At 39.9% G+C, this 24,786-nt stretch carries 23 protein-coding genes and 1 pseudogene; 10 read left to right on the forward strand and 14 right to left on the reverse strand.

Annotated features, from left to right (window positions below; genetic code table 11):
- Positions 1-39: 39 nt before the first annotated feature.
- From V7D18_RS11015 to V7D18_RS11035, 5 genes and pseudogenes are all read right to left on the reverse strand, one after another.
- Positions 40-506, reverse strand: a pseudogene (locus tag V7D18_RS11015) (MptD family putative ECF transporter S component).
- Between the two features lie 50 nt (positions 507-556).
- The gene (locus tag V7D18_RS11020; protein WP_426154290.1) at positions 557-1,888 is read right to left on the reverse strand and encodes an MATE family efflux transporter; all 1,332 of its coding nucleotides are present in this window, start codon (positions 1,886-1,888) and stop codon (positions 557-559) included.
- Positions 1,889-2,138: 250 nt separating this feature from the next.
- The gene (locus V7D18_RS11025; RefSeq protein WP_426154292.1) at positions 2,139-3,125 is read right to left on the reverse strand and encodes a helix-turn-helix domain-containing protein; all 987 of its coding nucleotides are present in this window, start codon (positions 3,123-3,125) and stop codon (positions 2,139-2,141) included.
- Between the two features lie 16 nt (positions 3,126-3,141).
- A complete protein-coding gene (locus V7D18_RS11030; protein WP_426154294.1) occupies positions 3,142-3,933 on the reverse strand; it encodes a class I SAM-dependent methyltransferase in 792 nt (263 codons plus the stop codon).
- Positions 3,934-4,222: 289 nt separating this feature from the next.
- Positions 4,223-4,714 carry a metal-dependent transcriptional regulator gene (locus tag V7D18_RS11035; protein WP_426154296.1) on the reverse strand — a complete coding sequence of 164 codons (492 nt, stop codon included), beginning with the start codon at positions 4,712-4,714 and terminating at the stop codon, positions 4,223-4,225.
- 428 nt (positions 4,715-5,142) lie between these two features.
- Between V7D18_RS11035 and V7D18_RS11040 the strand changes: the two genes are divergently transcribed.
- From V7D18_RS11040 to V7D18_RS11075, 8 genes are all read left to right on the forward strand, one after another.
- Positions 5,143-5,799 (forward strand): metal-dependent transcriptional regulator, encoded by a 657-nt coding sequence (locus V7D18_RS11040; RefSeq protein ID WP_426154298.1) that lies wholly within the window; start codon positions 5,143-5,145, stop codon positions 5,797-5,799.
- A gap of 28 nt (positions 5,800-5,827) precedes the next feature.
- Positions 5,828-6,766 (forward strand): metal ABC transporter solute-binding protein, Zn/Mn family, encoded by a 939-nt coding sequence (locus V7D18_RS11045; protein ID WP_426154299.1) that lies wholly within the window; start codon positions 5,828-5,830, stop codon positions 6,764-6,766.
- Positions 6,767-6,779: 13 nt separating this feature from the next.
- Positions 6,780-7,532, forward strand: coding sequence for a metal ABC transporter ATP-binding protein (locus V7D18_RS11050; RefSeq protein WP_426154301.1), 753 nt, complete (start codon positions 6,780-6,782; stop codon positions 7,530-7,532).
- Between the two features lies 1 nt (position 7,533).
- Positions 7,534-8,457 carry a metal ABC transporter permease gene (locus V7D18_RS11055; protein WP_426154303.1) on the forward strand — a complete coding sequence of 308 codons (924 nt, stop codon included), beginning with the start codon at positions 7,534-7,536 and terminating at the stop codon, positions 8,455-8,457.
- A complete protein-coding gene (locus V7D18_RS11060) occupies positions 8,441-9,559 on the forward strand; it encodes a metal ABC transporter permease (RefSeq protein ID WP_426154305.1) in 1,119 nt (372 codons plus the stop codon). The genes V7D18_RS11055 and V7D18_RS11060 overlap by 17 nt, the downstream gene beginning before the upstream one ends.
- Positions 9,560-9,786: 227 nt before the next feature.
- Positions 9,787-10,284, forward strand: a complete 498-nt coding sequence (locus V7D18_RS11065; protein WP_426154307.1) for a hypothetical protein — start codon at positions 9,787-9,789, stop codon at positions 10,282-10,284.
- 122 nt (positions 10,285-10,406) lie between these two features.
- Positions 10,407-10,532, forward strand: a complete 126-nt coding sequence (locus V7D18_RS11070; RefSeq protein ID WP_426154309.1) for a hypothetical protein — start codon at positions 10,407-10,409, stop codon at positions 10,530-10,532.
- 86 nt (positions 10,533-10,618) lie between these two features.
- Positions 10,619-11,107, forward strand: coding sequence for a hypothetical protein (locus tag V7D18_RS11075; protein WP_426154311.1), 489 nt, complete (start codon positions 10,619-10,621; stop codon positions 11,105-11,107).
- 83 nt (positions 11,108-11,190) lie between these two features.
- Here the strand turns inward: V7D18_RS11075 and V7D18_RS11080 are convergent, their stop codons facing one another.
- The 6 genes from V7D18_RS11080 to V7D18_RS11105 are packed head-to-tail and all read right to left on the reverse strand — an operon-like array spanning position 11,191 to position 18,360.
- A complete protein-coding gene (locus tag V7D18_RS11080) occupies positions 11,191-15,177 on the reverse strand; it encodes an acyl-CoA dehydratase activase (protein WP_426154313.1) in 3,987 nt (1,328 codons plus the stop codon).
- A gap of 29 nt (positions 15,178-15,206) precedes the next feature.
- Positions 15,207-15,548: a cupin domain-containing protein gene (locus V7D18_RS11085; protein ID WP_426154315.1), complete on the reverse strand. Its 342-nt coding sequence runs from the start codon at positions 15,546-15,548 to the stop codon at positions 15,207-15,209.
- A gap of 14 nt (positions 15,549-15,562) precedes the next feature.
- Positions 15,563-15,895, reverse strand: a complete 333-nt coding sequence (locus V7D18_RS11090; RefSeq protein WP_426154317.1) for a cupin domain-containing protein — start codon at positions 15,893-15,895, stop codon at positions 15,563-15,565.
- A 12-nt stretch (positions 15,896-15,907) separates the two neighbouring features.
- Positions 15,908-16,594: an ABC transporter ATP-binding protein gene (locus V7D18_RS11095; RefSeq protein WP_426154319.1), complete on the reverse strand. Its 687-nt coding sequence runs from the start codon at positions 16,592-16,594 to the stop codon at positions 15,908-15,910.
- On the reverse strand, positions 16,581-17,345 hold the full coding sequence (locus V7D18_RS11100) for an ABC transporter permease (protein ID WP_426154321.1): 765 nt from the start codon (positions 17,343-17,345) through the stop codon (positions 16,581-16,583). The genes V7D18_RS11095 and V7D18_RS11100 overlap by 14 nt, the downstream gene beginning before the upstream one ends.
- Complete coding sequence (locus V7D18_RS11105) at positions 17,332-18,360, reverse strand: ABC transporter substrate-binding protein (RefSeq protein ID WP_426154323.1); 1,029 nt, start codon at positions 18,358-18,360, stop codon at positions 17,332-17,334. Before V7D18_RS11105 ends, V7D18_RS11100 begins: the two co-directional genes overlap by 14 nt.
- Before the next feature lie 148 nt (positions 18,361-18,508).
- Here V7D18_RS11105 and V7D18_RS11110 point away from each other — a divergent pair, with 148 nt between their 5' ends.
- Positions 18,509-19,177 (forward strand): Crp/Fnr family transcriptional regulator, encoded by a 669-nt coding sequence (locus V7D18_RS11110; protein WP_426154325.1) that lies wholly within the window; start codon positions 18,509-18,511, stop codon positions 19,175-19,177.
- Between the two features lie 179 nt (positions 19,178-19,356).
- Here the strand turns inward: V7D18_RS11110 and V7D18_RS11115 are convergent, their stop codons facing one another.
- The 3 genes from V7D18_RS11115 to V7D18_RS11125 all read right to left on the reverse strand — a co-directional run bounded on the left by V7D18_RS11115 (position 19,357) and on the right by V7D18_RS11125 (position 23,546).
- The gene (locus tag V7D18_RS11115; RefSeq protein ID WP_426154327.1) at positions 19,357-21,093 is read right to left on the reverse strand and encodes an ABC transporter ATP-binding protein; all 1,737 of its coding nucleotides are present in this window, start codon (positions 21,091-21,093) and stop codon (positions 19,357-19,359) included.
- Positions 21,090-22,841 (reverse strand): ABC transporter ATP-binding protein, encoded by a 1,752-nt coding sequence (locus tag V7D18_RS11120; RefSeq protein ID WP_426154328.1) that lies wholly within the window; start codon positions 22,839-22,841, stop codon positions 21,090-21,092. Before V7D18_RS11120 ends, V7D18_RS11115 begins: the two co-directional genes overlap by 4 nt.
- Positions 22,842-22,922: 81 nt before the next feature.
- Positions 22,923-23,546 carry a TetR/AcrR family transcriptional regulator gene (locus tag V7D18_RS11125; protein WP_426154330.1) on the reverse strand — a complete coding sequence of 208 codons (624 nt, stop codon included), beginning with the start codon at positions 23,544-23,546 and terminating at the stop codon, positions 22,923-22,925.
- A 642-nt stretch (positions 23,547-24,188) separates the two neighbouring features.
- Between V7D18_RS11125 and V7D18_RS11130 the strand changes: the two genes are divergently transcribed.
- The gene (locus V7D18_RS11130) at positions 24,189-24,770 is read left to right on the forward strand and encodes a nitroreductase family protein (RefSeq protein WP_426154331.1); all 582 of its coding nucleotides are present in this window, start codon (positions 24,189-24,191) and stop codon (positions 24,768-24,770) included.
- Positions 24,771-24,786 lie beyond the last annotated feature (16 nt).

The following is a 24,786-nucleotide window of genomic DNA, read 5'->3' on the forward strand; positions in this document are numbered from 1 at the left end:
TTATTTATTCTTTTGTATTAATGTATTTTTCTGCCATAATTATACAATCCCTGCTTTCATAAAATGCTTATGTAATACTTTTTTGCCTATCATTCCTCCAAGCAAACCGCCTAAGAGAGCTCCTGCAATCACAACTGGCAAAACCCAGTTAGAGGTAATCATTTCAATTATTTTTGAATAAGTTATGCCTCCTGCTGCTTTCATTTTATCCAAAACCCAATCTCTGTATAACCAAATTGTTAACATTGCACCCATAGACCAGAAATCATAGCCATAAGTATTCCAATTAGAAATGCCATACTAATAATCATTCCTTTTTTCTTGACCTTTGTAACAAAAAGCATATAAATTGTACCACATACAATTCCAATAAAGGCAGGCATAAATAATATTAAAACAGGGATTATTTTAACGACTGCTCCCGTTATAAACATAGCCACAAAATAAAGAGCGGTAAATAGCCCGATATTAATATAATCTTTTATTTGAAGCGAATTGTTTTCCATAAAGACCTCTCTTTTCTCATTATTTTTTCATAAAGTATTTTTTGCCGAAGCTAATCCCATGACAGCATTGATTTCTTTAACCTAATACCAAAATATACTGTTAGCAGTATTGTAAGCAGATCAGCAATCGGCTGAGAATAAATAACTCCGTTTAAACCTAATAATGTTGGTAAAATTAGTACAATCGGTATTAAAAATATACCCTGTCTTCCAAGACTTAATATTAAGCTCTCCCTTCCTTTTCCCAAAGCTATAAATAGTCCGATATAAATTGTTTGAAAACCAAAAGCAGGAAACACAATACTGTATACTCTTAAGGCATGAACACCTATCTGAAGAACGTTCGCTTCCTTCGTAAATATTGATACGATTGGATTCGCAAATACGATTTCAATAATAGTCAAAAGTAAGCAAAAGCAAAATGTCCAATTTAATGACTTACGTAGTATCACTTTTAACCGCTCATACTTTTTTGCACCATAATAATACCCTGCAATCGGCTGAAACCCTTTTGAAAATCCTATTATTATATAGCTTCCTATGGCAAAGATTCTATTTACTATACCCATAGCCGCCACTGCTGCGTCTCCATATGGCAACGCTGAGGAATTGATTAATCCAATCGATACTCCTGACAATATCTGTACAACAAGATTTGGAGTTCCTATTTTGACGATATCAAATAAAATCTGTTTTGATAGTCTAAAATATCGAAAAGATATTTTAATAATGCTTTTGCTGCTATAAAAAAAACGGAGTAATAATATTGTAGAAAGAATTTGTGATATTACCGTTGCAATTGCCGCCCCACCAATTCCCATATGAAATGTGTATATAAAGATAGGATCTAAAATAATGTTTAACACAGCTCCTATTAATAAGGTGTTCATACTTGTCTTATTAGCCCCTTCTGCCCTGGCCAAATGGTTCAATGCGATATTGATAACATTAAATACAGACCCTGGAATAAAAAAGTACATATATTCTTTTGCAAAAGGCAATATCGTATCGGTCGCTCCAAAAAATCTTAAAATTTCTTCTAAAAAAATCATGCAGGGAATGATTGCAATTAGACCCAGAAATGTGCTTCCCCAAAATGCAATTGCAGACATCACATTAGCCTGCTTAATATCACTTTCGCCTAACAGTCTGGATACAAAAGATGCAGCACCACTTCCTAAAATCAAGCCTATGCCTATGGTAATCATAGATATTGGGAATGCAACCGATAATGCTCCCATTGCGCTCGTTCCCAGTCCACCAACAAATATAGCATCTACAAAATTATAAACAGCAGTTATTAGAAATCCTACAATTGCAGGTATACCAAATTTCAATAATATTTTAGAAACGCTTTCTTCACTCATTAATTTTTCATTCATATAAAGTCTCCTCTTGTATTATAATAAGACAGATTATCTTTTTCCTGTTGTCAGTCAAAGCGGATATTTGCAATCCGCATACGCTACTTGCTTGATAAGGTTAAATAAGCTTCTGGTAAAAGATAAATCAAGAACTAGTTCCGGCTCTTTTTTCGAAAAAAGAAAGCTATAACACTACTTAGTTAGTTTGTTCTAACCATATAGTATTATAGCCTACTACCTTCTGCTCATCTACTCCATTTATTTCATTTTAATCCAAAACAGGAAGCGAATGATTTTTCCTGTAATAAATCGGTGTAACTCCCATGACATCACAGAATGCTTTGGAAAATTTACTTGCATTCTGGTAACCGACCATTATGGAAATATCTCCTATTGTATAATCTTCTTTTTGTAATAAATCTGCAGCTTTTTTAATCCGAAATTCTTTTACAAAAGCATAATATGTTTTTCCATATATTTCCTTGAAGCATTCTGAAAACGCCTTAGCACTGATCTGGTATTGGATAGCTATTTCTTCTATCTTTACATGTAGTTCTATATTTGAAGTTACTTCGTGTTTAATATGTTTCACTTTGTTTACCATTTGTTTATCATAATATTTTTTATTTGTTTGCAATTCCATATCACTATTCATTAACAACAAGATAAGTTCAGCAAATTTCACGATAGCCTTCTCTCTGAAAAATTCCTGATTGGATTGGTTTATTTCCTGAATAATACTTTTTATTTCAGAATGATTTGCTAAAACAAAATATCCTGCGTGCTCTTCTAATTTAATAAGCAATTTACTACTTGTCATTTTCGTGCTTGGAAATATTACCTGCAAAAAATGATCTAATTTCTCTTTCGTTGTAATAATCGAAATGCCGATATAATTGCCGAGTGGAAAACAGTGTTTATACTGTTTGCTTTTTAAAAGGGCAACAATAAAATCTTCAGCTCCAATATAAAAAACTTTACTTTTCTTATAATGTAATTCACACCTTCCGGAAATACAATAATTTATCTGTATAAAGCCGTCTCTTTCTAACGGATATAATTCCGGTCTGTTCAGTACTAAATCATGATATACTAGCCATATTCCATCAAAAATTTCATATTGTGTTGTTTTACCAATTATATAATTCCTATTATAAAAATAAATGATGCCACCATCTATCACCTGTGTGCATTCAATCATATCGTCATAAGAAAGGGAATATTTTGTATCTGCAAAAAAAAGCTTTTTATCCATTATGTTTTCACCTTTTTCATTGTAACACCAGCTTTACTATCTTGTTATTTTTATTTCGAATAAACGGAATATTTCCTGCTATCCGAAACATAACTCCTCTGCTTTTAAGTTCATCAAAAAGATTCCATTCTTTCACAAAATGCAGTCCTTCACAAAGCTTTTCCATAGCTTTTCCCGAACGAGTCCCCCACCTGAATACGGCATCTGTATGCTTTATCGTATCATGTTGTTTTGAACAACCTGCAATAAAAGGATGCATGATTTCAACCAGTATCGTACAATTAGGAAAATGATTTTTTATCATACAAAACAACTGTATCACTTCGGGTTCTGTGAAATACATAAGCAGTCCTTCCATAATTATCAGCACTTTTTTATCTTCTATATAAATATCATCGTTCCAGCTTATATCAAGCGCAGATTTTCCTATAAAATGCACATTCTTATTTTCATAAATCAGTTTTTTTCTAAGAGCTATCACTTCGGGAAAATCAATGTTATACCACTGTACCTGATTATACCTGATTCGATAGTACCTCGTATCCAGTCCACAGCCAATGGAAATGCACACCACATCTGGATATTCATTTACAAACTTCTGCGTTTCACGATCCAGTATCATTGTCCGGGCAATCACCCCTTCCTTGCTCATCTTCCGATCAAATTTGCTAAAATCATATTCTATTTTTGATACCATCTCCACAGCTTTTACATCTTTTATTCTCGGATTTTTACTTTTTGTTTCAAAAGCCCGTGCAGCTAATGGAATTAATAAAGTTTCCTGTACACCCTTTAATTCTATCTTCATTTGAATACCTTCTTTTCATATTTTTGGTTAGTTCTCGCTAACCATTATATAACAAACAAGCGCATTCGTCCATAATGACCGAGTGCGCTTATTTAATTTCATTATAAATGTTCTTTTATAAACTGTATTGCTGACTTAATATGTCAAGTTATAACTTCTCTAACTAATCGTTATTATATATTAAAGAATAAAAACTTGTAGCAACGCTCCTATTAATCAGAATAAAAAGTGCAGTCAGCTATTTACCTGTTCGCCCGGTTTGGTGGTCATCAAATAGTAGAGCTGCTTTTTAGATCTCAGGAAAAACAACTGTATCCCTGAATTTCTTAAACTGTTTTTCAATATCCGGATTTTGCGTAAAAAACTCAAGCAGTGCCTTTATTTCCAATACTGTCAAAGTGCTCAGCGTGTGTTCAACCAACTCAGCTTCTTCCAAAGGGTTGGGGCTTCCCACCATAATAAAAAAGCGCTCCACAGTATTATGGCGTTCCAGCAGATAAGCGCCGGCTGTTCTTCCCTCTCCGGTCAGCAGAATACTCTCAAAGCTGTCGTATTCCAGATAGCCAAGCCCAACAAGCCTCGCAACCATCTTCGACGCAGATGACGGGCGGACATGCAGCCGCTCCGAAAGCTTGTTCACGCGGGTATAATTTTCTTCCAGGCATAATCGGTATGCCATTTCAAGATAGTCCTCGAGAGCAGGCGTGAGCCCGCTCTTGTTTTGTTTTTTCAACTGATATCCGCGAACGGTATGGAATTCGTGTGTGGGAAACTGGCTCATAGTCATTCGTCCTCTTCTTTCCAGATTTTATATATTATATTCGTAACACTTTCCTCTTAGGCATCATAAATTAGTCAAGGGAAACGTTATTTCCCGCCCCTAACAAAGTGATATGGTAAAACAGTTAATTTCATAAAACTACTTGCACTTCTTGACATTTAGGCATATAATATAATAAAGTTTAGGTATCCCTAAACTTTGAGGCAAGTACAAATACAAAGGGAGAAAATCATGGATGCTTATACGAAACGGCTTTTTCGCCGTAAGATACCTACTTTGATTGTAACTGCTCTCGTCCTATTGATTGGATGGCTTGCGAAGACGTTCGCAGGATAAAAGCACTTGATAGCCGGGCTGCTCTTCACACAACATTTTCGCTGCCCACATCAAATCATGTAGCAAGTATACCTAAAACGGAGGAAAATAAAATGACGCCAAATAAAGAAGATTATTTAAAAGCCATCTACAAACTTGGAGGAATGGAAGAATTGGTGAACAATAAGCAAATTGCAGAGGCTTTGCAGATTTCACCCGCTTCTGTTACAGAGATGCTGGGAAAACTAAAACGGGAGGGCTTGATTCATTATGAGGCATATAAAGGCTCCCGCCTGACACCTGAAGGAATGCGTGCTGCCATTTCGCTGGTGCGGGGACACCGACTCTGGGAGGTGTTTCTAATGCGTCATCTCGGTTACTCGTGGAGTGAAGCGCATGAGGACGCAGAGCTGCTGGAACACATCACTCCCCCGCGTCTGACGGCCCGGCTGGATAAATTTCTGAATTATCCGGCGTACTGTCCTCATGGAAGCGCGATTCCTCATCCCAATGGCCAGATTGACCGCGCTCCGCTGCAAACATTGAACCTGCTTCCCGTCGACACAGCTTCCCATATCCGGCGCGTAACGGAAGAAAAGGAATTGCTGGACTATCTGCAGGAAACCGGAATCACCATCGGGAGTCCGGTATGCGTTATGAAAGCCGCGGCATATGAAGGGCCCTTAACGCTTGACCTTGAAGGGAAGCGTGTTCAAATCAGTTATAAGGCCGCCTGTCAAATCTATGTAGACGAGACAGCAGGGTTATAACACCAAATATATTTTTAGGAGGTTTCTCATGAATCAAAAAATCAAAGGCCTTTTAGGCACAATCTTAAGTTTAACATTACTGCTTGCGGGCTGCTCTGCTCCTGCGGCAAACATTGATTCTTCAAAAGATAAAATAAATGTCGTTGCTACCACCACCATGCTGGCTGATCTATCTACAGTAATCGGCGGAGAACGGGTTGCGGTGGACGGTCTGATGGGACCGGGTATCGACCCCCATTTATATCAGGCCAGCGCGGGTGACGTTGCCCTAATGCAGAAAGCAGATGTAGTGGTTTACAACGGCCTGCATCTGGAAGGCAAAATGGGTGAAATTTTTGAAAATCTAACCGAGCAGGGATCTACTGTCATTTGCATTGAAGATGGACTGGACGAATCCCAACTCCTTGCGTGGGAAGATAACAGCTCGGTGCATGATCCGCATATCTGGTTCGATGTTTCTTTGTGGAAGGCTGCTGCTAAAACCGTTGCGGATGGATTAGCCCAAGCCGACCCCGATGGAAAAGCAGATTATGAAGCCAGTTTGGACGCCTACCTGAAAGAGCTGGATGAGACGGATACATACATCCGCAACCGGGCGGCAGAGCTGCCCGAAGCACAGCGCGTACTGGTCACAGCTCACGATGCGTTTCAATACTTTGGCAAAGCTTATGGCTTTGAGGTGCGGGGTCTGCAGGGCATCAGTACTGATGCAGAAGCCGGTACTGCGGATGTAAGCGATCTGGCCAATTTCATTGTAGAACGGCAGATCAAAGCAATCTTTGTGGAATCCTCCGTGCCGCCGAAAACCATTGAAGCCTTGCAGGCTGCGGTAAAAGCGAAGGGCTTTGATGTTGCCATTGGTGGCGAGCTTTATTCCGACTCCCTTGGCGACGCGGATTCCGGAGCCGATACTTACCTCCTGACCGTCAAGGCAAATATTGACACAATAGTGGATGCTTTAAAGTGATGGGAGGAGCCATATGGAGAGAGAACAAAACTATGCGGTGGAGGTAGAGGATCTTACCGTAGCTTATGACGCCAAACCGGTTCTTTGGGATATTGATCTGAAAATTCCCAAAGGGAAACTGATGGCGGTGGTCGGCCCCAACGGAGCCGGCAAAACGACCTTAATCAAAGCCATGCTGGGGCTTTTGAAGCCTGTCACCGGAGCGGTTCGCTTTATGGATGGAGGCGGTGACGTACGAACGCTAAAAAAACGTATCGGCTATGTACCCCAAAGCGGCAGCGTTGACTGGGATTTCCCCGCTACCGTTCAGGATGTGGTGCTGATGGGCTGTTACGGCAAGCTGGGGTGGATTCGTCGCCCCCGTAAATCGGATATAGAGCTTACGAATCAGACATTGGCTAAGGTTGGTATGCAGGAATATGCTTCCCGCCAGATCAGCCAGCTCTCCGGCGGCCAGCAGCAGCGGGTATTCCTTGCCCGCGCTCTGGCCCAGGAGGCAGATGTCTACTTTATGGATGAACCGTTCAAGGGTGTGGACGCACAGACGGAACGAGCAATTGTTGCACTGCTAAAAGAGCTGAAGGAGCAGGGTAAAACCGTTGTGGTGGTTCACCATGATTTACAGACCGTGCCGGACTATTTCGACTGGGTGACCCTGATCAACCTGCATGTGGTTGCTAGTGGACCGGTGGAGGAAGTATTCCACGAGGAAAATCTGAAGAAAACCTATCACAGCTCCGGCGCACTTCTAAGGAGCGTGGTATGACATGAACAGCGTAATCGCCTTATTCTCAGACTACACCTTTCAAACGGTAGCCCTCGGCTCCGCTCTTTTGGGGCTGATCAGTGGGGTACTTGGCTGCTTCGCAGTACTTCGCAAGCAAAGCCTTTTGGGGGACGGCGTATCTCACTCCGCCCTGCCCGGCGTGGTCATGGCCTTTGTTCTGCTGGGCAATAAAAATACAGAGATACTTTTATTGGGCGCTCTTGTTTCCGGCCTGCTGGCAACGCTTTTTATTATCAGTATAGTGCGTCATACCCGTATTAAGTTTGACAGCGCGCTGGCACTTACGATGTCGGTATTCTTTGGTCTTGGCCTTGTACTACTCACCTATGTGCAGAAAATACCCAACTCCAATCAGGCTGGACTCAAGCGTTTCATATTCGGGCAGGCTTCCACGCTTTTGCAGCGGGATATCATTCTGATGAGTGTCTGCGGTCTGGTATTGCTAGCGTTAGTACTGCTTTTCTGGAAGGAATTCAAACTTTTCACCTTTGACTGCGATTTTGCCCAAAGCCTTGGCTTTTCTCCCAAGAAGCTCAATCTGCTATTGTCGTTTATGATTGTGCTGGCAATTATCATTGGGTTACAGACGGTAGGCGTCATCCTGATGAGCGCGATGCTGATTACTCCCGCTGTGGCGGCCCGCCAGTGGACAAATAAACTGTGGGTGATGGTAATACTTTCCGCCCTGTTCGGCGCAGTGTCCGGTGTCGCGGGAACCGCCGCCAGCTCTCTCGTTTCAAAGCTGCCGACCGGTCCGGCAATTGTGGTATGTGTCAGTGCTATTGTATTGATTAGCGTGCTGTTTGCACCCGGCAGAGGCATATTGCATAGGTTGTACCGGCACAGAAGAAATAAAATTCTATACAAATTGGAAGGAGGTGCACCAGATGGCTCCACAAATTGAGATTCAAATCATTGCTATTATTGTGGCAGTAGCCTGCGCTCTTCCGGGAGTGTTCCTTGTGCTCCGGAAGATGTCCATGATGTCCGACTCCATCACCCATACGATTCTGCTTGGCATCGTGTTGGCCTTCTTTGTCACCCATGACCTCTCCTCCCCTCTCCTAATTGCGGGTGCGGCAGTGATGGGAGTTGTTACCGTTTGGCTGACAGAACTGCTTAGCCGAACACGGCTGTTGGCAGAGGATGCCGCTATTGGGGTGGTATTCCCATTACTCTTTTCCGTGGCCATTATTCTGATTACCCGCTATGCCGGCTCGGTGCACCTGGATACTGACTCCGTGCTTTTGGGTGAACTGGCTTTCGCACCCTTTGACCGTATGATCGTAGGCGGAGCAGATATTGGCGCCAGGGCCATTTATACCACTGGGATACTTTTACTTATCAATCTGGCTGCCATCATCATCTTCTTTAAGGAATTAAAGGTGGCAACCTTCGATCCCATACTGGCCGCCGTACTGGGCTTCTCTCCCGCTTTGATGCACTATGGGCTGATGACTCTGGTATCGCTTACAACCGTAGGCGCATTTCAGGCGGTCGGCTCGGTTCTTGTAGTGGCTTTTATGATTGGACCGCCTGTGACAGCATATCTGCTAACCAACGATCTCAAACGTATGTTGATTCTAAGCGGCGCTATCGGAGCAATCAATGGAATCCTCGGATATCAGGCCGCAGCTGTTTTGGACGTTTCAATCGCGGGAAGCATGGCAGTAATGACGGGGATTGTTTTTCTCGTAGTATTCATCTTCTCACCGCACCGAGGCCTTATCCATACTCTGCGTAAACGCAGAAATCAGAAAATTGAATTTGCCAAGGCGACACTTCTGTTCCATTTATCCAATCATGAGGACAGCGAAGAAGAATCGGCAGAAGCAGGCGTTAATACTATACAAATGCATCTTCACTGGAGCATTGACTTTACTGCTAAAATCATTAAATCACTGGAACGTGAGGGGTATATTCAACTCTTTGATGGTTTGGCAAAGCTAACAGATGAGGGACGAGATGCCAGCATACGTAACTACAATGCACTTTTTTCAAAATAACGTGTTTCTTATAAAATCCAATGGTGTTCCCCTCTGTTTTGGATAATGCCATTGGATTATCATAATCGGTTTTTCTGTTTAGGCGCATTGGAATTACGTCGCTTTTTCTGCCTTATATCGCTATAATATTATCGTCAAAACGAATGATGATTGACAGTATTGATTATTATATCTAAGCTAATGGTTAGTTTAAGCTAATTAAATATTGGAATAAGGAGGGTTTATAGATGATATTATTTATTCAATGCTTGATACTATGTATCCTATTTACGATTCTGATTCTGCCTGCACAATATCGAAATCCACTGTCTCAATTTGCGTCATATCCAATTGCGATAAAGAAACGCGTTTATGAATTACCGCAGTATAAAGATTTTATAACTTCCGTGGAACACAAGAATTGGAAACGAAAAATATTGGGCACATTGCTGATTGCGGTGCTTTTAGCTGTATTGGTATATTTTTCAGGGAAAGGGACGTTTGAAACGGCATTCTTTCATGTATTCGTATTATTTATAGTGGTAAATTTGTACGACTTAATTGTTTTTGATTTAATTATTTTTTGTCATAGTAAAAAACTAATGATTCCAGGTACTGAAGATATGAAAGAAGAATATCGAAATCCAATGCACCACATTATAGGAGCGTTAAAAGGATGTGCAATAGGTACCCTTGTTGCATTCATATCAGCTTCACTCGTTTTCATTATTGGGTTATTCCGATAAAAGAATTCCAGTTTATTTGTAGAAGTATGAACGTAATTTACATCATTAGAATCCCAATTTATCGAAAACACAGATAATATCTCTTCAATGATAAATTTTAAAACAAAGGAAGGTGCCGCGAAATGAATATCATAATTGATGAAAAAGACCATATCAGTTTTTTCGCTGATTATCATTCACCTGAACGGCACAGCCATTTTGCAAAGCATTTGATTTTTCAGGTGACGGATTCTTTCATTGTACTGTAAACGATAATTGCTTTCAATGCACTGGGGTTTGCATTGGTTCCGGAGCAGTTCATACCGTCGAACATAAAAACGGAGACTTGTTCGTGATGTTAATAGAAGAAACAAGTTTTCTTTCACAAATACTAGAATATCGTTATCTGTCGGAGAAATCTTATGCTGTTATCAATGAAAACCCTTTAAAGGATACTAAACAGATTGAAGAGGCGGATTCCAAAGTGCTTAGTTTATGTGCTCCGGACATACAGATGAAAATTAATTACGATGAAAGAATCGTTAAGGCTCTGTTTGAAATAGATTCCTACGAAAGCATTGACAACCATACAATATCAAAACTTTGCTCCGCTGTTCATCTATCACAGAGCAGATTGTCTCATCTTTTTCGTGATCAGGTAAAGACGTATTCTTCAATATTATATTTTCAGTTATATCTATCATTAATAACTCCTTTCAAAAGTCATCATTTACTAAATATTCTCATGACATGGAACATTATAGGCAGCAAAGTAATACCTTCTTTAAAATATAAGTTAGTTTTTGCTAACCATTATACAACAAACAAGCGCATTCGTCCATAATGACCGAGTGCGCTTATTTAATTTCATTTTCTTTTCCGGAGATGATGTCAAATCCAAGTATATTTTTTCTTTTGCACTTTTTATTAATGGCTGTCCATATAAAAGAGAAATGAGTCTAATCTCTCTTTTAAAGCGGCCTCATTTGAGCCTTCAAAGCTTAAAGTAAATGTTTTAATTTCTCTTTTTACACCTGCTAATTCTAATATGGTCTGCGTGTTTTCATACATAGATGCTATTTCTATGTAAGCTTTATATTGACCCTTCAACAGCGTCCTGGCAATACGGTATCTTCCATTTGCACCCGCAAACTTCGGCAGGATTTGGTTTCCCACTTCGAATAAATGATCACATTCTCTCGCAAACGGACTATTTTCGCCCATTGCTTCTGAAATCTTTTCCATCCATGCTTTGAACTTAATAAGCTTTTTCTTTTCTATTTTTGTCTCATACCGGTAAGACCAAAGATAATACATATATTCTGAAAAAGGCATATATAAAACATTTCGGTCTTCTTCCATTTTTTCAAATAAACCGTAATTTAGAAACGGATGAAACAGTATATAAGGTTCTCCAACTAGCATAATGGCTTTTTCTCTTGTTTTTGCATAAATACCTTTTACTAATTCCTGCAGGAATTCTACAGATAGCTCTTTGACATCTAAAATGCTTTTTAAAACACTTTCACGGTTGCTTTTATTTGCAAAAAGTACAATATCACCTGCCAATAAACATAAAAACAGTTCTTCTGCAAATGCTGACGAAAACGGCAGTGTTTCCATTGTCGGTGCTACAATTCTTATCTGCTTCTTTTCTTTATCCTCTATCATATCGTGAATTACTCTGGCATACATCCCATCAGCCTCTGATCCTTCTGTCTGCGGAATCAGGAACTGGGCATTTTCTGCAGTTTGTGCTTGACGCAGAACATCTCCTGCAAGAGCTGCAAAGGATAAATACTCCTTCGATACTGTTTTGCTTTTTCCAAGAGCCAGGGTCTTTTTATCTGTCACTGGCAGTACCTTCGCCTGATAACCCTTTTTACAGAGCCTGTCTGCCACAATCATGCTATAGGGCGGAAGGTATGGCAGATAAAGAATTTTGTCCTTCTCTGCTGTCTTCTGTATAAAAACTTTCTGCTTTGGAAGGTTTATAAAATAATCCCTGCCATTTGCAGAAACCGGCTTCCTGCTGTCCAAGCTGTTTAAAAAGGCCTCTATACGTGTAATAACCCCAACCTTAGAGAAATGTTCATCTACTTCCATACTCAAATAAGGTTTATCTCCCATTTCCGTTCTGAATAGATGGGATAGCATGGTATCTGGTACACAGCCATGATTGGTCAGATAGACTGCGTATAGATTTGGGTGGTTGCGAATCAGCTTTGCTCCCGAAATAATGTGTTGTCCAAAAGGCCAGTACAAGTTTTCATATTCTCCCGAAATATCCATACTGTGGGCCGGTAAATGGGAAAGGGTGATTACTTTATATCCTCTTTTTAACAGTTCTTTCGGGATCTCCATGTTGAGCACAGGATCTTCAATGCCGTAGGTTCTGGTTATTAAAACCAGTACCTTTTCGTCCGGCTTTAAACCTGCAAGCAGCTCTTCTCCTAATTTTTCCACCTGAGCGGTATGTTTTCTAACTGCCATTGCGCCTTCTAAAAGTGCTTTGCCGCATCTTAATTTGCTTTTTCCGAGAGATATGCCTACTTCTACCATTGCCGCTGCCATTGCCTGTTGTCCAAAATCCAGAGAGAAGGACGGATTTAAAAGCCTGATCCCCTTCTCGTTAAGCTTCATGCTGTCAAATACCAGCTTTGGAGCCGTCTGCATATAGACACAGCCGTAATTATGATAGACGTGAGAGCACTCATGCTTCATGGTAAGGATGCTTGGAAGAAAAATATAATCCACCCTTTTGTCTGCCAGCTCTGCCATGTGTCCATAAATCAATTTGACCGGATAACAGGTTTCTGCCTGTGCATGCTTTTGTGACAGGGCAATGGTCCCTTCGTTGGTTTCTGAAGATAGAAGCACGTTAAATCCCAATGCTTCAAAATAGGTACGAATCATTGGAAACAACTTATGTACTACAAGTACATAGGGAACTCCTATCGTTTCTTTTTTAGAATCCTTTTCTCTTGTATAATCTCCAAAAAACAGTTTTTTAGATTGGTCATAAAAATTCATATTCTGAGCTATATGCTCATGATTCTTACTAATATTCTCTTTGCTGTCTTCCTCTTCCGATACGGTAAATCCTTTGAACTGAGTGTTCTTATCTCCTATTTCCTGTGCAGCCAGTAAAGAAACGCCGTAGGCTCCGCTTACGCTAAAGTACGGAGAAACCGTAATCCTTTTACCATATACCGCCTGAAAAGCAGCCACTACCGCAGGGTTATAACAGACCCCTCCCTGCAATACGATATGTTCACCAATTGGCTTATTTCCCACGACTTTAAATAGGTAGTTATGTATCACTGAGTGGCATAAACCTGCTAAAATGTCAGCTGTCTCTACTCCTTTTGATAAACAATCAGAAATGTTGCTTTCAATAAAAACAGTACAACGCTCTCCTAAATCCACCGGCTGCTTTGCCGACAGCGCTATCTTTCCATACTCTGTTAATGGTACATGTAGTCTTCCTGCCTGCTCTTCTATAAAGGATCCTGTTCCCGCTGCACAGATTTTATTCATCTGAAAATCAACTGCTTCTCCATTTTTCATGGAAATGTATTTTGAATCCTGACCGCCAATTTCAAAGACAGTATCTACTTTGGGATCTGCATAAACAGCTGCCCTTGCCTGTGCAGTTATCTCATCTTTAATTATATCAGCTCCGACCATCTGACCAATCAAATACCGGCCGGAACCTGTTACACCAACTGCATCAATAGCAATCCTGTCTCCATATTTCTTTTGGATATTAGCAAGTCCCTCTTTCACAGCTTCTTTTGGATTGCCTTTCGTACGTAAATATTGAAAATCTACGATTTGCCCCATTTTATCTATTAATACAAGATTCGTACTTGTAGAGCCGACATCAATTCCCAACGAGCAATGGGTTTTATCAATCACCTTCCTGCAAATGGGATCACTCAAAATTGTTCCTTCCAAAAGTGACAGCCGCTGCAGCCGTAGCAGACCTTCAGCAAGAATTTTTTTATTATTCTGACTTTTTAAGGTTTCTTCCAACTCATTTATAGAAATAGTATACCTATTTTCAAAAGCTATGGCAGCGGCTCCAATAGCCTGTATGTAATTCGTATCCTCCGATACAAAAAGCTCCCCATCTGTAAGTTCAAAAATCTCTTTTACAGCACGGATTACTCCCTGGTTTTTTGTAACACCTCCGCACAAAGCCAATGGTTTTTCTACCGGCATATTTTTTACGATGGTAGCCTTAAAATTTTTAATCGTGGCATAGCAAAGTCCTAACAAAATATCCGGGGTACCCACTCCTTCCTGCTGCCTATGAATAATATCTGTTTTTGCAAAAACAGAGCATCTTCCCGAAAGGCGCGGAACGGATTCTGCTTGTTCTATCAATTTAGAATACTCTTCTATATCTAGTCCAAGACGATACATTTGATCTTCGAAAAAAGAACCGGTACCGCCTGCACAACCTTCATTGACCGCGAAAGCAGGTGCACCGGTACCAGATAATCCGGTCAAATACCTTGCATTTTGCGACCCTATTTCTATTGCCGATTTGATATCCGGACATAGCATTTTTAAACCCTTGTCAATGGCAGGAACATCGCTTACTTTTTTATAATTTTCATGAAGCACTGCAACATCGATTCCTGTAAAGGCTCCATAAGCAATTTTTTCTTTGGAAAATTCCTTTTCTATCTCCGATAGAATTTCCTCCAAAACAGAAATCGGGCTGCCATAATGCGTAATACACTTTTTGTATTCTATTTCCTTTTTTTCTGAGAGAACCACGACTTTTACAGAGGTGTTGCCCAAATCAATTCCAATACTTTGCATAGAAACCTCTTTCTGCTGCGAACCCTCGAATCTGGGCAACAGCACAAATTTGCCGTGTGGAAAATCTTTATTTTCCACACTATCTCCTAACCACATAATTTAGAAAATTATGTTTTTTTTACAACCGTTAGCAGCATTTTAAAGCGGGTAACAGCTTTTACCGCATGAGGAATTTCAGCCGGCATAACAATTCCTTCCCCTGACTTAACCAGGAATTGCTTTCCATCAATAATAATTTCCGCTTCACCTTCAAGAATCACTGCCATTGCATCTCCCGAAGCAGCATGAGTGCTTACTCCTTCTCCTTCATCAAAAGCAAATACGGTAATGCCTGCTCCTGCTTGCTGGGCAAGTGTCAAACTGGCAACCTTTCCTTTTTCATATTCCACCAGGCTTCCAAGATTGAATGGTACTGCATGTTCTATATTTTTTATGAATACTTCTGACATAAATTTATTCTCCTTTAATCGTTTACTGTGATTTGCAATAGTTTAAAAGAACCCTTCCCGCCGACCGCATGAACAGTGCGTGCCGGAACCATCAGGGTATCTCCTTGTTTTAGGTGGTGCTTTTCTTCCTTTTGGGTAATAAAAGTTTCTCCCTCGATTACCAGGTACATAGTATCTCCGTAATATTCTTCCTCACTGACCGTTTCCTGGTCAGCGAACGTAAATAATGAGATTTGCAGATGGTCACTTTGCGATAAATTCATGCTGACAATTTGATTTTTCTTCGGTGTAATCAAGGAAGCCAGTTCCTTAGCTGCTTTCGTTGGTAGATTTCTAAGACATGCCATTATTCTCTTCTCCTATTCCATTATAAGTGACAGAATTTCTTTTCTAATATCATGTAAACCCAAGTCCATGGGATCTCTTCCTTCCTCACCAGGCAAAACATATTCTTTTACTACCGAACCCGGTCTGCCTGAAAGCACTAAAATTTTACTTGCCAGGGTTAATGCTTCTTCGATTTCATGGGTAATAAGCAGTACACTTTGTTTGTTGGATTTCCAAATCTTTAAAAGCATTTGCATCATTTCTCTTCTAAGGCTATAATCCAGTCCCTGAAAAGGTTCATCCATCATCAGCAGCTCTCCCTGGTAATAAAAAGCTCTTGCAATACCACAGCGTTTTTTCATACCACCGGATAATTGTTTCGGATAATAGGTCTCAAAACCCTTTAATCCAACCGCTTCAATAAGTTCCTGTATTCTGACCCTATCCTCCTCTTCCCGTACAAGAGAAATATTCTCCCATACATTTCTCCAGGGGAGAAGCCGGTCATCCTGAAATACGCAGGCTATCGTACGCTCTGCTCCGGATATAACTCCCATATCCGCCTTCTCTAACCCAGAGATAATGTTTAGCAGGGTTGATTTTCCACAGCCGGAAGGTCCTATAATAGCCACAATTTCCTTATCCCCTACTTCAAAATTAATGTTTTCAAGGACGATTAGTTCCTGAAAGTTTTTTGATATCTCTTTAACACTTAGCATCCCTTTTATCCCTCCTGAAAAAAAGCATAGACAACAAAAAGTCAGACAGATAAAATAGTATGACTATGACAACAGACCATGCAATGATATTTTCCGGCTCAATATTTAGTCTCGCCAGCTTTATCATCCCTCCGATTCCATCACTGGTAGTTAGTACCTCCCCCATTACTGCTATTTTCCATCCGGTTCCTAACGCAATCTGAAAAGCAGAATTAAAAAAGGGTGCAATCGATGGAAGTGTTACATGTCTTAGTTTTTTAATTTCTGAAAAGTGGTATACAACCGCCATTTGCAGAAGATTTCTATCTATTTTTTCAATTCCCTGACAGATGCTGATCCCAATGATAGGTATGCTGGAAATAACAACGATAAAAACAACCGGTTTCCCATTAAATCCAAACCATACCAATGCCAGTACAACCCATGATACCGGTGGAATTGTCTGTAAAATACCCAGCATTGGTATTAAAATTCCCTTCACATGAGAAAAATACCCCATGATAACACCAATCAGCATTCCAAGGGAAACACCAATGGCAAGACCAATAACCAGTCTTACCATTGTGATTCCAACCGTCCTGTACAAGGTTCCTGCCGCACATATTTCCACCAGCTCTAAAGCAACGCTTTTTATGGTTGGCACAACAAGCGGAGAAAAGAAAAGTGTAAGCGTTTTCCATGCAGACAAAACCAGAAAGATTGCAATCAGTTTATCCGTAAGTTTATTTTTCCTGCCTTTATTCTGCATCATAGTACATAGCTTCATCAGGTACCTTTCCACCAATCATTTCAGGGTTAAAACCATTTAAAAGATTATAAAACATATCCAGTTCTTCTTTGGAATCTACTGCTGTTTGAAACGACAGTCCCATCGTTGGCAGAGCTTTTTCTATTAATGCTGCCTTTAATCCCAGATATTTTTCTGCAAGCGCTCCTGCTTCTGCCGGATTTTCATTTACCCATGCAGCTGCTTCTTCATATGCCTTCTGGAAAGACAGCGTAAGCTCCGGATTTTCATTAATAAAGGTTTGTGTCGTGCCAAATCCGGCATTTGGTATTTTAGTTTCCGTATGATTGACTCTTTGCCATTCTTTTTCAAAGCTATAAGCGACTCTTACATTCGTATTTTCTAGCATCACTTTGGTTACCTGTGGCTCAATCAAGGTTGCATACTCGGCTTCTCCTGATGCAAGCATAGTGGCCACTTCTGAAGTAGATGCGTAAATAATTGTCACATCTTCACCAACCGTTAATCCGGCTTCTGTTAAGAAATATTGTGTTAAGGCATCCGGAGGTGAGGATTGTAAAGGAACATACAAGGTTTTTCCTTTTAAATCACTCCAGGTACTAAATTCCGGATCCGAAGTCATAAAGTAAGTTACACCCCAGGTATTCACATTCATCAACCGAACATCTAACCCTTTGTTATATAATTTTGAAATAACGGTCAGCGGGAATGCAAAGAAATCGTGATTTCCATCCTGAACCATGGCAATCAATGTCTCCGGCTCATCCCAAATATCAATTTCGATGACAACATTGTCTCCCAATGCATTGGTATCCATCATACGAAGAACCGGTAAGGCAGGTGGCGCTGTTGGTACACCTATCTTTAAGGTAATTGGTTCATTTTGATTAACTGACTCCGTGCTAACCTCGCTAATATCTGTAGCATCGGATGTGTTTTCCACTTGTTTACTACTTGTACAAGCCACTAGAGAAACGCTTAAAAATGTTGCAAGCAAGCATAATAATAATTTTTTCATTGCAAAATCTCCTCTTTAAGAATATAATCTCATTAGTTAGAAGCAACTAACTGTCTTATAAAAATTTAAGTTAGCTTTTGCTAACCTCTATTTATTTATATCATACAAATCCAAATAATTCAGTTGCTATTGCAACGAAAGGAGAAAAATGAATGATTATATTCCTCTTTTAATAAAAATGCCTCTTTTTAGGAATATTCCTTCTGATAAATATGATAATGTTTTTTCTTGTCTTCATGCTCGGGTCAGGGATTTCGAAAAAGGGGAAACCATCTGTGGAATGAATGAACCTGTACATAATGCCGGGATAGTATTATCTGGAAAAGTTAATATTTCTTTACTAAACAAAGCAGGCTCTGAACATAGTATACGCCAATTCAACGAAGGAACTTTATTTGGTGAAGCTCTGGCTTGTGTACCTGAGGAATACAGCACTGTTCAAATTGTATCCGTTGAAGCAAGCAAAATACTTTTTCTTTGCTTTTCACAGCTTTTTTCTGAAAAAGCAAAAGCCTGCCCTTACGCCTCACAGGTAGCGCTAAATTTATTACATGAGGTTGCTAAAAAAAATATTTTTCTCAATAAGAAAGTAGAAATTCTAGCACAAAAAAAGATTAGGGATAAAATCAGTATCTATTTTCAATTAATGTCAGAACATAGTGCTTCTATTACTGTTCCCTTAAATCGGCAGGAAATGGCTAGTTTTTTAGGGATAGACCGAAGCGCCCTGTCAAGGGAGCTTTCTTTCATGAGAGAGGAAGGACTGATTGAATTTAGAAAGAATGAATTTGTGCTTCTTAAATCCAGTCTTATATAGCCAATAGATTACTTCAATTAATCTCGTTAGATCTGTACAGATTTAAATAGTTTTTTATGTGGGAGTAAAGGAGTTTGCAAATAGAAGCCTTAAAACTTGCTAAATAAAGTCAGCAAACACAATATTTTTTGTTGGCTGACTTTATTTGTATAGCTATTGATTTCGTTACAAGCTGACTATCAATTGATAACTCCCCAGGAAACTGCCTCTTTCCTTTCACTGACAAATCGCTTATAGATTCCTTCTTCCTTGATTAATTCTTCATGTTTTCCCTTCTGTACGATACGTCCGTCATCGACTACCAGTATCTGGTCGGCATGACGTACCGTCTTTAAACGGTGGGCAATCATGATAATCGTCTTATTCCTGGTCAGTTCTTCGATTGCCCTCTGTAGGTGATCCTCATTTTCAGGATCTACATTGGCTGTTGCTTCGTCAAAGATAATGATAGGTGCATCCTTTAAAATTGCCCTGGCTATGGATACTCTCTGTTTTTCGCCACCTGACAGAGCGAAGCCATTTTCCCCGATTAACGTATCATAATCCTGCGGCAGAGACATGATAAACTCATGACAGCAGGCCTTCTTTGCCGCCGCAATCACTTCCTGTCTGGTTGCCTTCGGATTTCCAAAACGAATGTTATTCTCAATGGTATCTTGAAACAGATATACACTTTGAAAAACCATACTCATCTGATTCATCAGGGATTCCAAAGTATATTCCCGTATATCCGTTCCTCCGATCGAGATTCTTCCCTTATCTACATCCCAGAATCTTGCAATGAGGTTACAAATCGTCGTCTTTCCGGAGCCACTCGGTCCAATAATTGCTGTCATGGTCTTATCCTTCATGCTGATACTGATATCCTTTAAAATCTGACGCTGATCATATGAAAAATCAACATGCTCTAAAGTGATACCATGTGACATTGGTGAAAGTTCTTTTCCCTTTTCATCCATAACCGGCGTATTGTCCATCTGATTTGCCTGTTCAATGGAGCTTCCGCAAACACGAAGAATTGCTATTCCGTGTCCTGCAGACTCGATCTGTTCGAAGATAATAAAGGATACCACAATAAACATAAGCGCATAGGTAAGCTCCATGGTTCCCTCAAAATAAAATAATAATGCTGCTGCCATCATGATAATACTGAAAATTCTTAACACAGATTCCTGCATAATGTTATAGGGGGTTATTAACTGTTCCATACCAAGATTCGTCGTTTTACTATTTTCAATGGCCCGGTCAATCTTCTTGTTATCTATTTTCGTTAGATTAAACGACTTTACAATACTCATTCCCTGTATTGTTTCTAATACATTTTCTACAAGCTCTGCCTGCGCCTTCTGTCTCTTTGGCGCAGTATTTCTTGACTTTTTCTCCATGGAAGAAGTTACCATACAAAACAGTATGACTCCTATCGCAGCAATCAAGCCCATTCTCCAGTCAAAGATCAACATATAAGTGGTAAATACCACAGTTGTGATAAATCCACTTAAAGTCAGTACCATAACCATTGGTGCAGTCATCTCCACATCCCCAAGGACAGTTGTACAGATACCTGTAATGTTTCCAAGACTGCTTTGATTAAAATAACCCATTGGAATCAGTTTCATCTTGCTGCCAATATAAACTCTTTTATTTGCAGCCATAAAGTATCCTGCATGGGTCTGTTGAAGCTGTGAAAAGTAGTTTGTAACAATCTTTCCGGCAATGCTGACGATCATCAGCCCCAGAATATACCATATTTCTTTTTTATCACCATTTCCTGATACCAGAGTCTTTATCGTCAGGAAAATTGCCCCAACCTGCAGCATATGGAATATTGCATTCACGAATCCAACAATAACGGATTTTTTGATGTTCTTTTGTTCTTCTCCTGCAAACTGCCAGATCTTTTTAAATATCTCTATCATGCCTGTTCACCGTCCTTTACTCCGATATGGGCTTCCCACATTTTCTGATACAGCGTTGATTCTGCAAGCAGCTCCGTATGGGTTCCTCTTGCACTGATTTTTCCCTGATCCACCAACAGAATATGATCTGCATTGATTATAGTTGATAGTCTATGAGCTATCATAATTAATGTTTTCCCTTGTACCAGTTTAGAAATTGCTTTCTGAATGATTGCTTCATTCTCAGGATCAATATAAGCAGTCGCCTCATCCAAAATTACAATGGGTGCATTTTTCAGCATGGCTCTGGCAATGGCAATTCTTTGTCTTTCTCCGCCGGATAAGTGTGCTCCCCCGCCTCCTACCATTGTATCGTAGCCATGCTCCAGCCTGCGGATGAATTCATCACAGCCAGCTTTTTTCGCAGCCTCTTCGACCTCTCTGTCCGTAGCATTTTCCCTGCCCATACGGATATTTTCCCGAATGGTGTCGTCAAACAGAAAGTTATCCTGAGATACGTAAGCGATATGATCTGAAATCTGGGCAAGCGGAATCTGCTTGATATCCTTTCCTCCGATTCGAATACTTCCTTTTTCCACATCCCAGAATCCGGCAATCAGCTTTGTAACCGTTGACTTACCACTACCGCTTGGTCCTACAAACGCATTCATGGTTCCCTGCTTGATTGTAAAACTAATATCACTTAATACATTACCCTTTTCCTTTTCATAAGCAAAGGAGACATGTTCCATTTCAATATCCGTTCCTTCCAGTTTTACATACTCTTTCGGATGATGCTGCTCTTTTGCCTTAAGGATTGTCTCTATGGATTCTATGATTGTTCCTGTCTGCGCAAGAGAATCAATAAAGCTAGAAGCAGCTATGATTGGTCCCACAATACCCATAGACATAATCACGACCATAATAAATGCTGAGGAAGATATGCTTCCACTTAAATAAAATGCCAATCCCGCAGGTAACACACCAACCAGAACAGAAGGGCAAATGTTTTTATAGCAGGCCATGCCAAACTGAGAACTTTTCATCCAGTTATAAAAAAATCCGGCATTTGCATTGACTGAATCCACATATCCAGCATAAGCTTCTTTTCCCTGATTAAATGCCTTTATCACTTCAATTCCATTTACATATTCCACAATGGAATCATTCATTTTCTTGCCAATCTGTACGGATTCCTGATACTTTTTCGGGTATGTCTTCATGGTACTCATCATGAAAATCATTCCTATCGGTAATGTTAAGATGGAAATCAATGCAAGTCTCCAGTCAATCCCAAAAAGCGCAATCAGCAGCACGAGCGGAGCAAGGATATTCGATGTCATCTCCGGAAGCAGATGTGCAAGCGTCTTTTCCATGCTCTCAATCTGATCCACCAGAATACTCTTCCACCGTCCTATGGATTGTTCCTGTAATGTTCCCATAGAAAGATTCGATAGCTTATGTACACATTTATTTCTGACCTCTGCCAATACGGAAAACGTAGCAATATGGGACTGTGCGGTGGAAAAGGTGGTCAATAATACCTTTCCTAAACTTCCAACCAGGGCCAGGATAAGCCAGGGAATACATCTGTCCATATCCGCTGTCCCATCAAGCAGCATAATAATGATTTTTCCTGCACAAAAGTACGGAATAAATCCTGACGCAACACCAAGTACGGCCAATCCGATCGATACCTTTAATCTGGTATGCTGGGACTTTGCCAATGCCCATATTCTTTTTAAAGGGCTTTCTTTTTTCTGTTCCATATATCCTCCTTTTAGGTTAGTTAATGCTAACCTATAGCTTAAAAAAATTGCGGGCCTTACCCGCATTTTTACATGCTGATCTTATTCATGCCAGCCATAGATTTTTGAAAAGCCTGCATAGTAAAACTCTCTGAGCTGTTTTGCATAAAGCATGCCATCCTCTTTTTTCATATCATGACGCACCATTTCAAAAATACCTGAGTAATAAGCGCTGGTTACAATGTGGAGAAATTCCTTGCTGATATTGCCGTCTCTGATTGCATCATCTCCCGTACACTCCATAAATTTTACTGTGTAATCCATTTCAATTTCCACCATTTCATTTAAAAAATCGGAAAATTCAGTACCCTCAGCGCACTCAAGAAGCAGTTTAAAGATATCGTAATGCTCATATATATACACTACCAGCTGCTCTGCTCCTTTTCCACTGTTCTCAAACATCTTCTGTCTCTGATATTCTGCGTCCTTATGATGGAACTCTTCCTGAACACCCAAAAACCAGCTTCTCAGTCCCTCTACTACCGGAGAAACTATGGCATGAAACAGTCCTTCTTTATTATGAAAACGGGTATAGATAGAACCAGTGCTGGTACCTGCTGCCAATGCTATTGTGCGCAAAGATGCATCCTTGAAGCCTTTACTTAAAAATTCTTTTTTTGCGCATTCATACACTTTCTCATAAACTCCCTCAATCTGTTTTGCCATAACGTTCCTCCTTTCGATTTAAAACAGCGTTTCATAACACTGTTTTAAATGTATAACTATCTTACTGAATTGTCAATAGCTATATAAGAAATTTTTTATTATTGATAATTTATTTCATCTTACACCATTGCTATATAATCTGGCGAAAGATACCAGGAATGCATAAATGCCGGTTTTGTACTCCTAAATGTCATCGATAACCACTTATCTGCAAGATATGATGATATTGTAACATTTTGAGCAGTTTAAGGAAACTTTGTTTCCTGCCACTAACTAAATAAAAATTTGAGCACCGATGTCCGGCTAAGAAAGCTGTTCTGAGAGCAAGGGAATTGGTAAAGCGAGGAGCGGATACAATTGGTTACCCCTGTCCATTCGCAAAGAAAATGAAAGAACTTATTGTGAACGATTTGCCAGATGGCATCAGATTAATTGATTATACTCATTAAGATAAACATAATAGAAACTTACAGGTTCCGATTTTATGAGCAGCCAGACTCTCTTAAGGCCAGACTTGCTCTGCCTTTATTTACATACCCAAAATAGACTATACCATATTTGCATAAGGACGATGGAAAGCAATGGTACCTTGCGGTATAATGGTAAAAAACAGAAATTTGATTGCAAGAAAGGATGACAAAAATGTTACCAGCCATAATAAATAGACGCAGTATTCGGAAATATAAAAGTATAGATGTACCTAAACCCATGATAGAGGAAATTTTACAGTCGGGAATGCTCGCGCCATCCTCGAAGAATCGTCAGCCATGGAAATTCATTGTAGTGACTGGCAGTGCAAAGAAGGATATGCTTGCAGTTATGGGTAGAGGATTAGAGCGGGAAAAAGAATACCCGCTTCTTCCGGAAAGTGCACAGTATCTCAGCAGTGCGGAAAATACCTTAGAAATCATGGAACAGGCACCCATTATTATTTTTATTTCTAATTCGGTTGGAATAGATATTCATGCTTCCTTGAATCCCGAAGAACGCATTAATGAAATCTGTAATGCTCAATCAATAGGTGCAGCAATTGAGAACATGGTGCTTACAGCTACCGAACTTGGGCTGGGCAGCTTATGGATTTGCGATACTTATTTCGCATATAAGGAACTTTGCGCTTCGCTAAACGTTGATGGAGAACTTTTTGCAGCAATGGCCGTAGGATATGCAGACGAAACCCCTTTTGCCAGGCCAAGGAAAGATGTTATTGAGTGGCGTGATTGAATTGGATGATTATAAA

The sequence above is a fragment of the Lacrimispora sp. 38-1 genome (assembly GCF_049890855.1).
In the GTDB taxonomy this organism is placed as follows: Bacteria; Bacillota; Clostridia; order Lachnospirales; family Lachnospiraceae; genus Lacrimispora.

What these genes read in the sequence shown, in the direction of transcription:
- V7D18_RS11035 (WP_426154296.1), bottom strand. Translation starts at nt 4,714, where the DNA reads ATGAGCCAGTTTCCCACACACGAATTCCATACCGTTCGCGGATATCAG.
- V7D18_RS11115 (WP_426154327.1), bottom strand. Translation starts at nt 21,093, where the DNA reads ATGATAGAGATATTTAAAAAGATCTGGCAGTTTGCAGGAGAAGAACAA.
- V7D18_RS11060 (WP_426154305.1), top strand. Translation starts at nt 8,441, where the DNA reads ATGGCTCCACAAATTGAGATTCAAATCATTGCTATTATTGTGGCAGTA.
- V7D18_RS11045 (WP_426154299.1), top strand. Translation starts at nt 5,828, where the DNA reads ATGAATCAAAAAATCAAAGGCCTTTTAGGCACAATCTTAAGTTTAACA.
- V7D18_RS11095 (WP_426154319.1), bottom strand. Translation starts at nt 16,594, where the DNA reads ATGCTAAGTGTTAAAGAGATATCAAAAAACTTTCAGGAACTAATCGTC.
- V7D18_RS11085 (WP_426154315.1), bottom strand. Translation starts at nt 15,548, where the DNA reads ATGTCAGAAGTATTCATAAAAAATATAGAACATGCAGTACCATTCAAT.
- V7D18_RS11125 (WP_426154330.1), bottom strand. Translation starts at nt 23,546, where the DNA reads ATGGCAAAACAGATTGAGGGAGTTTATGAGAAAGTGTATGAATGCGCA.
- V7D18_RS11100 (WP_426154321.1), bottom strand. Translation starts at nt 17,345, where the DNA reads ATGATGCAGAATAAAGGCAGGAAAAATAAACTTACGGATAAACTGATT.
- V7D18_RS11025 (WP_426154292.1), bottom strand. Translation starts at nt 3,125, where the DNA reads ATGGATAAAAAGCTTTTTTTTGCAGATACAAAATATTCCCTTTCTTAT.
- V7D18_RS11105 (WP_426154323.1), bottom strand. Translation starts at nt 18,360, where the DNA reads ATGAAAAAATTATTATTATGCTTGCTTGCAACATTTTTAAGCGTTTCT.
- V7D18_RS11110 (WP_426154325.1), top strand. Translation starts at nt 18,509, where the DNA reads ATGAATGATTATATTCCTCTTTTAATAAAAATGCCTCTTTTTAGGAAT.
- V7D18_RS11030 (WP_426154294.1), bottom strand. Translation starts at nt 3,933, where the DNA reads ATGAAGATAGAATTAAAGGGTGTACAGGAAACTTTATTAATTCCATTA.
- V7D18_RS11040 (WP_426154298.1), top strand. Translation starts at nt 5,143, where the DNA reads ATGACGCCAAATAAAGAAGATTATTTAAAAGCCATCTACAAACTTGGA.
- V7D18_RS11120 (WP_426154328.1), bottom strand. Translation starts at nt 22,841, where the DNA reads ATGGAACAGAAAAAAGAAAGCCCTTTAAAAAGAATATGGGCATTGGCA.
- V7D18_RS11065 (WP_426154307.1), top strand. Translation starts at nt 9,787, where the DNA reads ATGATATTATTTATTCAATGCTTGATACTATGTATCCTATTTACGATT.
- V7D18_RS11070 (WP_426154309.1), top strand. Translation starts at nt 10,407, where the DNA reads ATGAATATCATAATTGATGAAAAAGACCATATCAGTTTTTTCGCTGAT.
- V7D18_RS11050 (WP_426154301.1), top strand. Translation starts at nt 6,780, where the DNA reads ATGGAGAGAGAACAAAACTATGCGGTGGAGGTAGAGGATCTTACCGTA.
- V7D18_RS11075 (WP_426154311.1), top strand. Translation starts at nt 10,619, where the DNA reads ATGTTAATAGAAGAAACAAGTTTTCTTTCACAAATACTAGAATATCGT.
- V7D18_RS11090 (WP_426154317.1), bottom strand. Translation starts at nt 15,895, where the DNA reads ATGGCATGTCTTAGAAATCTACCAACGAAAGCAGCTAAGGAACTGGCT.
- V7D18_RS11055 (WP_426154303.1), top strand. Translation starts at nt 7,534, where the DNA reads ATGAACAGCGTAATCGCCTTATTCTCAGACTACACCTTTCAAACGGTA.
- V7D18_RS11130 (WP_426154331.1), top strand. Translation starts at nt 24,189, where the DNA reads ATGTTACCAGCCATAATAAATAGACGCAGTATTCGGAAATATAAAAGT.
- V7D18_RS11020 (WP_426154290.1), bottom strand. Translation starts at nt 1,888, where the DNA reads ATGAATGAAAAATTAATGAGTGAAGAAAGCGTTTCTAAAATATTATTG.